10 protein-coding genes are annotated in these 11,875 nt (G+C 59.2%); 8 read left to right on the top strand and 2 right to left on the bottom strand.

Annotated elements, in window-relative coordinates; all coding sequences use genetic code 11:
* The first annotated feature begins 241 nt into the window (after positions 1 to 241).
* The 7 genes from MKZ91_RS26785 to MKZ91_RS26755 all read left to right on the top strand — a co-directional run bounded on the left by MKZ91_RS26785 (position 242) and on the right by MKZ91_RS26755 (position 9,195).
* Complete coding sequence (locus MKZ91_RS26785) at positions 242 to 1,111, top strand: siderophore ABC transporter substrate-binding protein (RefSeq protein ID WP_336174079.1); 870 nt, start codon at positions 242 to 244, stop codon at positions 1,109 to 1,111.
* Between the two features lie 1,203 nt (positions 1,112 to 2,314).
* A complete protein-coding gene (locus MKZ91_RS26780) occupies positions 2,315 to 3,115 on the top strand; it encodes a helix-turn-helix transcriptional regulator (RefSeq protein WP_336174078.1) in 801 nt (266 codons plus the stop codon).
* 536 nt (positions 3,116 to 3,651) lie between these two features.
* Complete coding sequence (locus tag MKZ91_RS26775; protein WP_336174077.1) at positions 3,652 to 4,692, top strand: UDP-glucuronic acid decarboxylase family protein; 1,041 nt, start codon at positions 3,652 to 3,654, stop codon at positions 4,690 to 4,692.
* A gap of 1 nt (position 4,693) precedes the next feature.
* Positions 4,694 to 5,677, top strand: coding sequence for a UDP-glucose 4-epimerase GalE (galE, locus tag MKZ91_RS26770; protein WP_336174075.1), 984 nt, complete (start codon positions 4,694 to 4,696; stop codon positions 5,675 to 5,677).
* Positions 5,674 to 7,653 (top strand): glycosyltransferase family 2 protein, encoded by a 1,980-nt coding sequence (locus MKZ91_RS26765; RefSeq protein ID WP_336174074.1) that lies wholly within the window; start codon positions 5,674 to 5,676, stop codon positions 7,651 to 7,653. Before galE ends, MKZ91_RS26765 begins: the two co-directional genes overlap by 4 nt.
* Before the next feature lie 49 nt (positions 7,654 to 7,702).
* On the top strand, positions 7,703 to 8,218 hold the full coding sequence (locus MKZ91_RS26760; RefSeq protein WP_336174073.1) for a DUF995 domain-containing protein: 516 nt from the start codon (positions 7,703 to 7,705) through the stop codon (positions 8,216 to 8,218).
* Between the two features lie 23 nt (positions 8,219 to 8,241).
* Positions 8,242 to 9,195 (top strand): glycoside hydrolase family 26 protein, encoded by a 954-nt coding sequence (locus MKZ91_RS26755; protein WP_336174072.1) that lies wholly within the window; start codon positions 8,242 to 8,244, stop codon positions 9,193 to 9,195.
* A gap of 309 nt (positions 9,196 to 9,504) precedes the next feature.
* On the opposite strand, the gene hppD is transcribed toward MKZ91_RS26755, so the two are convergent.
* Entirely contained in the window at positions 9,505 to 10,617 is a 1,113-nt protein-coding gene (gene hppD / locus MKZ91_RS26750; RefSeq protein WP_336174071.1) for a 4-hydroxyphenylpyruvate dioxygenase, read from the bottom strand.
* Between the two features lie 131 nt (positions 10,618 to 10,748).
* On the opposite strand from hppD, the gene MKZ91_RS26745 reads away from it, so the two are divergent.
* Positions 10,749 to 11,228 (top strand): Lrp/AsnC family transcriptional regulator, encoded by a 480-nt coding sequence (locus tag MKZ91_RS26745; RefSeq protein ID WP_065375464.1) that lies wholly within the window; start codon positions 10,749 to 10,751, stop codon positions 11,226 to 11,228.
* A 98-nt stretch (positions 11,229 to 11,326) separates the two neighbouring features.
* On the opposite strand, the gene MKZ91_RS26740 is transcribed toward MKZ91_RS26745, so the two are convergent.
* Positions 11,327 to 11,797, bottom strand: a complete 471-nt coding sequence (locus MKZ91_RS26740) for a MarR family winged helix-turn-helix transcriptional regulator (RefSeq protein WP_336174070.1) — start codon at positions 11,795 to 11,797, stop codon at positions 11,327 to 11,329.
* Positions 11,798 to 11,875 lie beyond the last annotated feature (78 nt).

Below are 11,875 nucleotides of genomic sequence, written 5' to 3'. Positions count from 1 at the left end.
GCCACTGCTGGAGGCCACAGGGAGATTACCGTCGCCAGGCGCTATCCGGGCGAAGGCACGCCTTAGTCATATATATGATCGCGTTCGTCAAGTTTTGTACGCCGTTTAAAGCAAGCGGGACGTGCGCATTGCCCTCACCGAAAAATCGCGCTAGGACGATCAAGAAAACATGAGGGAAAAAATCATGAATGTATCTCCACTTTCTAATGGTTTGCGCAGTGCGGTTGTCGCGGCGGCACTGATGATCTGCAGCGCTACGGCCGCCATGGCCGAAACGCTGAAGGTCGAACACAGCAGCGGCGTTACCGAGGTGGAGAGAAATCCGAAGACCGTTCTGGTCTATGACTTCGGCATGCTCGAAACGCTGGACATGCTCGGTGTTCCGGTCGCTGGCGTTCCCGGAGCCGCCATTCCGCCGTCGCTCGAAAAGTACAAGGCGGATAGCTATGCGAAGATCGGCACGCTGTTTGAGCCGGACTACGAAGCAATCAACGCGGCGGAGCCGAACCTGGTCATCGTCGGCGGCCGCTCGCAGGCGAAGTATGCCGATGTTGCCAAGATCGCCCCGACGATCGACTTGACCTCCGACGACAACGACCTGATCGGCAGCGTCAAGAAGAATGCGGCAATCCTGGGTGAGATCTTCGGCAAGGACGCGGAGATCAAGGCGAACATCGAGAAGCTCGACGCATCGATCGTGGCGCTGCGCAGCCTCGCTGCCGAGAAGGGCACCGGCCTCATTCTGCTGACGACCGGCGGCAAGATCAGCGCCTACGGTCCGGGTTCGCGTTTCGGCGCGCTGCATGAGGTCTTCGGCATCAAGCCGGCCGACCCGAAGCTGCAGGTAGCGACCCATGGCCAGGCCGTGTCCTACGAGTACATTCTCGAGACAAACCCGGATTGGATCTACGTCGTCGATCGCGATGCGGCCATCGGCCAGCAGGGGCAGCCGGCAGCGGCCTTGCTCGACAACGAACTGGTGCGCCAGACGAAGGCCTGGAAAGACGGCCACGTCGTCTATCTCGACTCCGCCAAGCTCTACCTGACGGCCTCCGGATTGAAGTCGCAGCAGGATATCGTCGACCAGATTACGCAGGCGCTGGGCAAGTAGGCGGTGGGCAGCTTGTGGCGAGCGAGCCGCGAGCTGAGAGCAGAGACAACCGCGTTGCCTGAAGAGGTGCCAAAGAAAACGGACGGCCGCGAGCATTGCTTTCGCGGCCGTTTCACCTTCCGGGCAGCAGAGCCGCGACAGGATGAACGGTCTCTGTTTCGCATTTCGGGATGAATTGAAGGCGCGCGATTGGAACGGAGGGCACTTTGAACGCGGCTCACTCGACCTATGAGGGAGGAGCGCTTGGAAGTGCCGGTTGCGCGTTGCGGATTAAAGGGGAGCCAACTCCAAATACCCTTAGGTTTTACGGTATTTTACTGGGGTTGGCTCCGTTTTAAGGAATGATCAATATTCTAACTCTGATTGTACTACTTTTTTTAAATCATTTCGGTTTTTATGCTTTTTTTAAATTTACGTGCGGACTGAAGTCCGCATAAAATCAATTTTTTTACGCTTACTCACTATCACTCGTACTCTACGCGCCGGTCCGGCGGCTTTCTCAGACCGAATGCAATCCGCAGTAACCAGAGCCGCGTTCGTCCATACTCAAGGAACGAAGCAGCAATCTGACTCAAAACGCCGGTGCGCGGAAGATACCAATTCTGGTTAGAGGTTTGTAATTACTCACTCTTTGAGGCGTAGTCCTTCGCGCCAAGCCATTGTTATGGTGCCTGAATTCGAGAGCGGCGTCGCCGCTTGGCGGCCTGGGCAGGCGGTGGCTCTGGCCAGTTCACGTCCGTGAGCGCGGATTTGGCCTCGGCGCAGGGGAGGCCTGCTAGTTCGTAGGAAGTATTTTTAGGTATATTGGCGCGGCGGAATGTGGTGAAAAGCACCCGGATTACCTAGAAAACTAATCCGTTTTTCCTGCCGGCTTGATGGAAACGGATGGGTCGGTCCGCAGCGACTGGATCGCCTCCAACGATACTTTGAAGGCGGATTTCGCGTCCTGATAGGCGGTTGATCAGCAGTGTAACCAAAAATGGTTCGATTTATAACGATTTAAGAGCGCCTCGTTGGCGACTCTAATCCTTTTGGGTTGTTTCGTATTGCAGATCTTTACGTTACATTAGCTATCGCGAATTTTCCCTGGGGTGGGAAAACCTTGATGCATAGTGGTTCCGAATAAATTTTCTGAAAATGGGGTGCCCAGCGGAAAAACGCGAGTACCCGTAAAAACAAATGGAAAAATCCTAGGAGGGCGTAATGTATCCTGGAAGCTCCAACGTGGGTGATTTTGAAGAAAACAACAAGGCTTTGTCACAAAAGAAAAAGATCGTCATGCTTGCCAAGATCGACCTGTTTGCCGAATGCCTGATGCAGGCCGTCGGTTCTCGGTTTCAAGGGCACGACATCGTCAGCTTCTCAGACCCTGACAATCTTCTTGACGGCAGTCTCGTCGATGTGACGCTGATCATGCTCTATCGCATGCCGGCCAAGACCTTTCCTGCCATCTTGCGCACCATTCACGAGTTTCATCCCAAGGCTTCGATCGGCCTGGTGGTGGAGAATGCCGACGAACTCGATCCATCGATCGCCGGCTTCGTCGAGGAGCGGCTGATCCATGGTGTTCTGCCGCTGAACCTGAACCTCGATGTCTGCCTTGCCGCCATCGATCTGCTGATGAAGGGGGGAGAGCATTTTCCGGCCGCTTTACTGCGGCGGCTTTCTCCTGAACCCTTTGTTGCGAGCAGCCTGTACGGCCGGCGGTCAGATCTGTCCGGCCCGGGTGCGGTTTCCGGCACGGGGCGGCGCAAGCGTGACGCAGGTCCTGATGGCTTGACGACCCGCGAGGTCCAGATCCTCGACCTGATCTGCAAGGGTACGCAGAACAAGATCATCGCCGACCGCCTCGGACTGTCGGAGAACACCGTCAAGGTTCACGTCCGAAACATCTACAAGAAGATGAACGTCCGTAACCGCACGGAAGCGGCGTCGCGCTATTTCACCAACGACGCATCGCCTGAACGGGGCGGTGACGCGCATCTGGCGCGCTGGAAGAACTAAGTTTGGCCACACCGTGATCATGTCCTGTGCCTTCGACCCTGTCGAAGGCACAGCGGCGTGGGTGCGGCCCACGTGAACAGTCCGGAACTTTGGGAACGTGTCGATCGCGCAGATTGCTGTGCGGACACCCAACTGACGACGGTTTACGATAGGTATGTTGTATTATTTTGAGACACTCTGTCCTGATTAGATACTATTTATAACCTATTGTGGTTATTTATCGTTAAATAAGTGTTAGTTCTCCTAATAACTGGGGCTAGTTGCGTTAGTTACTTATTATTATATTCGAGTAAAACTTCTAAAATTGGATTATTTTCTATCATTATTTATTGTTTCAGTTGACGGCTCAGAGGTTATTTGATAATTAGCTAATATTGAAATTGAGATAATATGCTTTGACTTTAATAAATATATTTATTGTTCTGTCGGGTTGTGCGTGAACGTGTAATAAAGAGTAAGTTCCTTATTATATTCTTTGCGTTGCAGCTCGTCTCCAATCACCAGAGTAATGGTGTGTAGAATAATTGGAGGTGCGTATGCGAAAGGTCGTTCGGGGTCCATTGTCTGTCGTCGGGCAACGGGAGTTTCTCAAGAAGATCGCAGGAATACCGAAGAGAATTCTAGTAACAGGCGGAAGTGGTTTTCTGGGTTCTCATATTTGCGAAAGACTTCTTTCTCTTGGTCACACGGTTATTTGTCTTGATAACTTTTCAACAGGGCGGCGCGAAAACCTCTCTCATCTGGCGCAAAATCCCCATCTTCACATCATCGACCATGACGTCCGCAAGCCGTACCTGATCGATGCCGACGTCATCTTCAATTTTGCTTCTCCGGCTTCGCCGCCCGATTACCAGGCCGATCCGGTCGGAACGCTGATGACGAATGTGCTGGGTGCGCTGCATGCGCTCGAAAATGCGCGTGCAACCGGCGCCACGGTTATCCAGTCGTCGACGTCGGAGGTCTATGGCGATCCGCTCTCCAGTCCGCAGCGCGAAAGCTACTTCGGCAACGTCAACCCGATCGGCCCACGCGCCTGCTACGATGAGGGCAAACGGTCGGCCGAAACGCTGTTCTTCGACTATCACCGCTCCCATCGGGTGAAGATCAAGGTCGGGCGCATCTTCAACACGTATGGACCACGCATGCGGCCGGATGACGGGCGGGTGATCTCGAACTTCGTCGTCCAGGCGCTGCTCGGCAACGACCTGACGATCTACGGCGATGGGCAACAGACCCGGTCCTTCTGCTACGTCGACGATCTGATCGACGGCTTTCTGCGCCTTTCGGTTTCGGCCGACGATTGCATCGGACCGATCAATCTTGGCAATCCGGGAGAGTTCACGGTTATCGAGCTTGCGGAAATGGTTCGCTCCCTCACCGGGTCGCGCTCGCGCATCGTGCACCAGGCTGCAGCCGTCGACGATCCCCGTCAGCGTCGGCCCGATATTTCGCAGGCGCTCGCGGAGCTCGCCTGGGAGCCGAAGGTGATGCTGCGCCAGGGGCTTGAACGCACCATCGCCCATTTCGAGGAGCGCCTGAGCGCGGCCGGCCGCGTGATGGCGGGAGAGGCGGTATGACATGTCCCGCGTCGCACTCGTCACCGGCGGTGCCGGTTTCATAGGAAGCCACACCTGCAAGCGGCTGGCGCAGCAGGGTTTCGTGCCCGTCGTCTACGACAATCTGTCGACCGGGCACAGGGCAAACGTCAAATGGGGCCCCCTCGTCGAAGGGGAACTCGCAGACACCGAGCGGCTGTCGGCAACGATCCGGATCTATGCGCCTGAATGCGTGATCCATTTCGCCGCCTCTGCCTATGTCGGCGAATCCGTTGAAGATCCGGGGAAATACTACCGCAACAATGTCGCGGCGAGCATCTCGCTTCTCGAGGCCTGCCGCGCGACAGGGCTCGCGCGCATCGTGTTTTCCAGCTCCTGCGCCACCTACGGCGTGCCGCCGCGCCTGCCCATCACCGAGGATACGGTGCAGCTGCCGATCAACCCCTACGGCCGCACCAAACTGATGATGGAACTGATGCTCGCAGACTATGCGCGCGCCTATGGGCTCCGTTCCGTCGCACTGCGTTACTTCAATGCGGCGGGTGCCGACCCGGACGGTCAGCTCACGGAGCGGCACGACCCTGAAACGCACCTCATTCCCCGGGCACTGATGGCTGCGGCTGGCCGGATCGACCGGCTGGACATCTTCGGTGACGACTATGCCACGCCCGACGGCACCTGCGTCCGCGACTACATCCATGTGACGGACCTCGCCGATGCGCATGTGGCGGCGGTGAACTACCTGCGCGACGGTGGCGAGGTGCTTAAGGCCAATCTCGGCTCCGGCCACGGAACCTCGATCCGCCAGGTGCTCGACGCCATAGATCGCGTCACACGGCGGCCGGTGCCGGTGCAGATGTTGCCGCGCCGGCCCGGTGATCCGCCGGTGCTTTATGCCGATACCAGCTGCGCACGGCAGAAGCTCGGCTTCCGTCCGGCGTTCTCGGATATCGACATGATCATCCGCACCGCGGCGCCCGGCTTCGGGCTGGAGGTGATCTCATGAGCCAAGCTGAGACAGTTGCCGGGGTTCAGCCCGGCGCCAGGCCGGCGCGGCCGGTCGGGCGGGCGCGGCAGGTCGGGCCGCAGTTGACGGCTCTTTTCTCCGGGCGGCTGCAGATCATGAACAGTCTCGGTATCGCCGCCTGGCTCGTTGCCTTCGTGTATTTCTGGTCGTGGTGGCTCGATCCCGCCCATGTGCTCGGTTGGCCGCTTTATGTTCTGATCACGGTCGTCATCGGCTGGATCACCCTGCTGCCGCTCTACTTCATCATGATCTTTTCTGGCGCGAAAGTTGCGACCGCGAGCACGGGTCGCGTGCCTGCAGGGCGGATCGCCATGGTGGTGACGAAAGCGCCTTCCGAACCGTTTGCGGTCGTCCGCAAAACCCTTTCGGCGATGCTGGACCAGACCGGTTGCAACTTCGATGTGTGGCTCGCCGACGAGGATCCGTCGGCCGAGACATTTGCCTGGTGCGCGGCGCATGGAGTGTTCGTTTCCACCCGCAAGGGCATTGCCGACTACCATCGCGCCACCTGGCCGCGCCGCACGCGCTGCAAGGAGGGAAACCTTGCCTATTTCTACGATCACTACGGCTACGCCCGCTACGACTTCGTGGCGCAGTTTGACGCCGACCACGTGCCGGAGCCGACCTATCTCGTCGAGGTCCTGCGCCCATTCAACGATGCGTCGGTCGGATATGTCTCCGCACCGAGCATCTGTGACGCCAATGCGGCCGAAAGCTGGGCGGCCCGCGGCCGGCTGCACGCCGAAGCAAGCCTGCACGGTTCGCTCCAGGCCGGTTACAACAACGGTTGGGCGCCGCTGTGCATCGGCTCGCACTATGCCGTGCGCACCAAGGCGCTAAGAGAGATCGGCGGACTGGGGCCTGAGCTTGCCGAGGACCACTCGACGACGCTGATGATGAACGCCCACGGCTGGCGCGGCGTGCACGCTCTGAACGCCATTGCCCATGGCGACGGACCGGCAAACTTTGCCGACCTCGTCGTTCAGGAATTCCAATGGTCGCGCAGCCTGGTGGCCATCCTTTTGAAGTATTCGCCAACCTACGTGCCGAAACTGCCGCCGCGGCTCCAGTTCCAGTTCATTTTCTCGCAGCTTTGGTATCCGCTGTTCTCGTCCTTCATGGCGCTGATGTTCGTGATGCCTATCGCGGCGCTGTTCATGGGAGAGGCTTTCGTTGCGGTGAACTACCCCGACTTTCTGCTGCATTTCGCGCCGCTATCGCTGGTTTTGGTGGTTCTTGCTTACTTCTGGCGTTCGACGGGCACATTCCGGCCTCATGACGCGCGGGTGCTCAGCTGGGAGGGCATGCTCTTCCTGTTTGCGCGCTGGCCCTGGTCGCTGCTCGGCTGCCTTGCGGCGGTGCGCGACCACCTGAGCGGTTCCTTCGTCGATTTCCGCATCACGCCGAAGGGCGGCGGCACGGCGGCCCCCCTGCCGCTGCGGGTGCTGATGCCTTACCTCGTGCTTGCCGTGGCGTCGGCGCTTGCAGCCTGGCTGATCGCCGATGCCGGGACGGCGCGCGGCTTCTACGTCTTTGCGGGGCTCAACGCCCTCGTCTATGGCGGACTTGTGGTGGTGATCCACGTTCGCCACGCCCGCGAAAACAGACTGCCCCTTTTGCCGCGTTCGGCGATGACGGCGATGACCGCCAGCAGTCTCGTGCTGGTCTCGGTGCTTTCGGCCCAGTCGGCCGTGCGCCATGGCGCAGAAGCGACGGAGGCATTGTCGCACGGCCTTGGCTTCGTGACGTTCACGGAGGCGAAATACTCGGTCGCCGGCGCGGGCCACGGCACCAGCCTGCGGGTCGTTCGCTTCCGCTTGAAATGGAGAGGGTTTTCGCAACCGACCGACAGCGCGCCGCAGTTTGCAGTCGGCGTACCGACCGATGCGGGCGGATCGAGTGTCGGGGAAACGAGAACCACCAGGAAGGTCGGCCGGTTCCATGTGCCGTCATGACGATGGCAGGTGGGGACGGTTGATAGGACTCAACAAAAGGAGAAACGCAATGAAAGGGTCCGTAAAAGTAATGCTTCTTCCGCTGGCGCTGCCGCTGGCAGTCGCCGCGGTCTACCTGGGCGCCCAGCCGGTCAAGGCGAAGATGGAAGTCAAGCCGACGCCGCTCAGCGCCTATGAGGTCTACTCGCTTTACCGCAACAAAACCTGGGAGTGGTCCACGGGCGGTGCCCGCTTCACCGCGCATGACCGAAAACTGGTCGCCTTCGTCGACAAGGGCAACGGCGACCGCTCCTTCGCCGAAGGCAACTGGTATGTCAGCGACCTCGGCATGATGTGCATGCAGGCCACCTGGACGACTGCGGCCGATGCCGGCGATGCCCGGACCTGCTTCGGCCACGCCAGGATCGGCGACACGATCTATCAGCGGAAGGTGCCGAACGGGAAATGGTACGTCTTCCGGCATGCAAAACCCCGGCCTAACGACGCCTATCACAGCCTCGTCGCCAGAGACGAAATCACAGCAAAAGCGCTCCGTCTCAAAGAACAGTTTCTGGCCAAGAAATAGACGCAGCGCAGCAGGAGGATGAAATGAAACGCAAATTGGCATTCGCCCTATGCACTGCCCTGGCCCTGCAACTGGACCTGGGCAGCCTTGTATCCGCGTTGGCGCAGGAGCAAGCCAATCCTGCGGCCAATGCCGGTCAGATGACGACTGATAAACGTCCCGTCATGCATCCCGGCGGAACGAAGTTCGGCGCTTATGATCCGCACGGGGATTTCGGCGCCCAAGGCGATCTGACGACGGAGGCGTTGTTCCTGCCATGGGAAGACGTCGATCTGGAGTCCTTGCGCACTGCCGACGCGTACGCGCTTCAGCGCAATCGCAAACTGCTGATCACCATCGAGCCCTGGTCCTGGTCGCTCGACTGGAAACTGACGCCCAATCAGTTGCGTGACCGCATGCTCAAGGGTGAATACGACCCCAACATGGAAGCGATCGCCAACATGATCGCCGAGCTGAAGAGCCCGGTCATCGTGCGCTGGGGCCAGGAAATGGAAGACACGTCAGGACGGTTCTCCTGGGCCGGGTGGCAGCCTGAGGACTGGATCAAGGCCTACAGGCATGCGATGGACATCGTCCGCAAGAAGGCCCCGAAGGCGCAAATCATGTGGTCGCCGAAAGGGTTGCCCAATCTTGAAGCCTACTATCCGGGCGATGAATACGTCGATCTCGTCGGGTTGTCCGTCTTCGGGCACGAACAGTTCGACAAAATCGAATACGGCGCGCCCAGGACCTTCACTGAAGCGCTGAAACCCGGATATGACCTGGTCGCCAAGTATAACAAGCCGATCTGGGTCGCCGAGCTCGGCTGGGAAGGCAGTCCGGCCTATATGCAGCCGTGGATGAATGCCGCGACACAGCCGGACCCGCAGTTCCCGAACCTGGCCGAGGTCGTCTACTTCAACGACCGCGACGTCGTCGACTGGCCGCATGATCTCGGCCGGCCGAACTGGCGGGTGGTCAACCAAATTACGAACTGAAATTGCTGAGGGTGGCGCGCGTCGGCATCGACGCGCGTTGTATCCGGTCCAGGGATCGCAGGCTGAACCAAGCCTTCAAGGATTCGAGCGGATTGTCGAAATTCGACAGCTAAAGCGCCGCGCGTCGTATCAGATGCGTTAAGCTCGCTGCAGCGCTTTGAGTTGCTGCCTGTTTTTTCAATCGCCTACGATTAAAGGAAGCAGGAGCGTGGTGCCTGCACCCATCGGCTCCAGGTCTGAGGCCCCCTCGCCGGGAGGCGAGAGGCTTACGATGCGCTGCTAGAATTCTGGCCGAAAGTCGGCGGGCGATTACTCGGCCGCCTGCGGTCCCAGTTCGCCGCGGCGGATCTGATCGGCTTCGATCGATTCGAACAGGGCGCGGAAGTTGCCCTCGCCGAAACCTTCGTCGCCCTTGCGCTGGATGAACTCGAAGAAGATCGGGCCGATCACGGTCTTGGAGAAGATCTGCAGCAGGATCTTCGTCATGCCGCCGTTCACCACGCCTTCGCCGTCGATCAGGATGCCGTGTTTCTTCATCCGCTCGATCGGCTCGTCATGGCCGTGCACCCGGTCATGCGACATGTCGTAGTAGGTGTCCGGCGGGCCCGGCATGAACTTCAGGCCGTTGTCTGACAGCTTGTCGGTGGCATCGTAGATGCCTTCGGTACCGACGGCGATGTGCTGGATGCCTTCGCCCTTGTACTTGCGCAGATATTCCTCGATCTGGCTCGTATCGTCCTTGGATTCGTTCAACGGAATGCGGATCTTGCCGCAGGGCGAGGTGATCGCCCGGCTGACGAGGCCGGTGATGCGGCCGTCGATGTCGAAGAAGTGGATCTGGGTGAAGTTGAACAGTTCGCGATAGAACGCCCACCACTTGTCCATGTTGCCGCGATAGACGTTGTGGGTCAGGTGGTCGAGATAATAGAAGCCGACGCCTTCTGGCCGCGGGTTGCGCTCACCGGTCCACTCGAACTCGGCCTCATAGGCCGAGCCCTTGGCGCCGTAGGTCTCGACGAAATAGAGCAGCGAACCGCCGATGCCGACGATTGCCGGAACATCGAGGCATTTGTCATTGCCTTCGTAGGGGATCGCGCCCTTGGAGACCGCATGGTCGAAGGCGTGTTTGGCGTCAACGACGCGCCAGGCCATCGACGGGGCGCAGGGGCCATGCTCATCGACGAAGCGCATGGCGTGTGAGCCGGGCTCGGCATTCAGGATGTAGTTGATGTCGCCCTGGCGCCAGACGGTGATGTTCTTGGTTCTGTGTTTGGCGACCGGGCTGTAGCCCATGCGGGTAAACAGTTCGGCGAGCTTCTCCGGCTCCGGATGGGCGAATTCGACGAATTCGAAGCCGTCGGTGCCGGCGGGGTTTTCGGCGGTAATGGTTGCCGGCGGGGCATCATGCGGGAAGGGGCCCATCGGAAGTCTCCTCTTATTCTTCCAAACTTTGCTGGAGTATGACGCAAATCCCATGCATGATGCTTGTATTCTTGCGCGGTTTAGACAGAATGGCGCACGAAACATGCAAAATAATGTGTTAGGGTGCACGAATGGAGCAGCTTGACGGCTTCGACCTCAAGATCCTCAGCGAACTGCAGCGCGATGGACATCTGACCAACAACGAGCTGTCCGAGCGCATCGCGCTTTCGCCGTCGCAATGTTCGCGCCGGCGCACCCGGCTTGAAGCGGAAGGCTATATCACCGGCTATCAGGCGCAGATCGACCGGCAGAAGCTGGGGCTTGATCTGATGGTGGTGATCTCGGTGACGCTTGCCACCCACAACCGCGACAACGCCAAGCGTTTCGGCAAGCTCGTCTCGAGCCTGCCGGAAGTGCTGGAAGCCTATGCGCTGACGGGGGAAATGGACTATCACCTCCGGGTGGTGACGCCCGACCTCGCTGGCCTCTCACGTTTCGTCAACGACGTGCTGTTGCCGCATGACAGCGTGCAGCATGTGAAGACGTCGATCGTGCTTGAGACACTGAAGAGCTTTGAAGGCGTGCCGATACCCGAGCGGATGAAGGGCTAATCATTTCCCTGTTTCATAGAAACCGTGAAATGATCGAATTCTTTGAAACAACGCAATTCCGGACGGAAAACCGTTTCACACTTTTCCTGGAATTGTCGTCACATCTCGCGCGCGGCGCGCCTCTCGATCTTGCCGATGGCGCGTTCCACCGCATGCAACCCGACTGCCAGCGCTTGCATGCCGGTCGGGCCGATCAGCGCGTCCAGTTCCGCCTGGTAGCTGGCCGCAAGCGCCGTCAGTTCGCCATAGGCTCCAGCGCCCGCCTTCGTCAGCTGCAGATGTTCGAGACGGCGATCGCCCTCGTCTTCGCTGCGGGTCAGCCAGCGGCGCGCTTCGAGCGCTGCAACCGCGCGGCTCACCTTGGTCTTGTGCATGGCGGAGTGGGCGCCGACTTCGGTCGCTGTCATCGGTCGGTTGGTGCTGCCGAGCGCTGCAAGCGTGCGCCATTCCGGGCGGGTGAGCTGATAACGCGCCTTGTATTGCGCGGCAAAACGCAGGGCGACGAACTCGGCGGCGCGGTTCAGCCGGTAAGGCAGGAAGGCATTGAGCTCGAAGCCGTCGGCGGCCATCGGTGTTTCCTTGATAGTTACAAAATCGATAGTTACGATTGCAACTAATATGCCGAAGGCGAGGCTCGCGTCCACTTG

Origin of the sequence: Ensifer sp. MJa1 (genome assembly GCF_037026475.1) — a bacterium.
Classification (GTDB): domain Bacteria; phylum Pseudomonadota; class Alphaproteobacteria; order Rhizobiales; family Rhizobiaceae; genus Ensifer.
The sequence above is the reverse complement of the archived record's forward strand: the minus strand, read 5'-3'. Positions and strand labels throughout refer to the sequence as shown.

Excerpts from the sequence above, each read along its gene's own strand:
- MKZ91_RS26785 (WP_336174079.1), top strand. The coding sequence starts at position 242 with ATGATCTGCAGCGCTACGGCCGCCATGGCCGAAACGCTGAAGGTCGAA.
- MKZ91_RS26775 (WP_336174077.1), top strand. The coding sequence starts at position 3,652 with ATGCGAAAGGTCGTTCGGGGTCCATTGTCTGTCGTCGGGCAACGGGAG.
- MKZ91_RS26755 (WP_336174072.1), top strand. The coding sequence starts at position 8,242 with ATGAAACGCAAATTGGCATTCGCCCTATGCACTGCCCTGGCCCTGCAA.
- MKZ91_RS26740 (WP_336174070.1), bottom strand. The coding sequence starts at position 11,797 with ATGGCCGCCGACGGCTTCGAGCTCAATGCCTTCCTGCCTTACCGGCTG.
- hppD (WP_336174071.1), bottom strand. The coding sequence starts at position 10,617 with ATGGGCCCCTTCCCGCATGATGCCCCGCCGGCAACCATTACCGCCGAA.
- MKZ91_RS26765 (WP_336174074.1), top strand. The coding sequence starts at position 5,674 with ATGAGCCAAGCTGAGACAGTTGCCGGGGTTCAGCCCGGCGCCAGGCCG.
- galE (WP_336174075.1), top strand. The coding sequence starts at position 4,694 with ATGTCCCGCGTCGCACTCGTCACCGGCGGTGCCGGTTTCATAGGAAGC.
- MKZ91_RS26760 (WP_336174073.1), top strand. The coding sequence starts at position 7,703 with ATGAAAGGGTCCGTAAAAGTAATGCTTCTTCCGCTGGCGCTGCCGCTG.
- MKZ91_RS26745 (WP_065375464.1), top strand. The coding sequence starts at position 10,749 with ATGGAGCAGCTTGACGGCTTCGACCTCAAGATCCTCAGCGAACTGCAG.
- MKZ91_RS26780 (WP_336174078.1), top strand. The coding sequence starts at position 2,315 with ATGTATCCTGGAAGCTCCAACGTGGGTGATTTTGAAGAAAACAACAAG.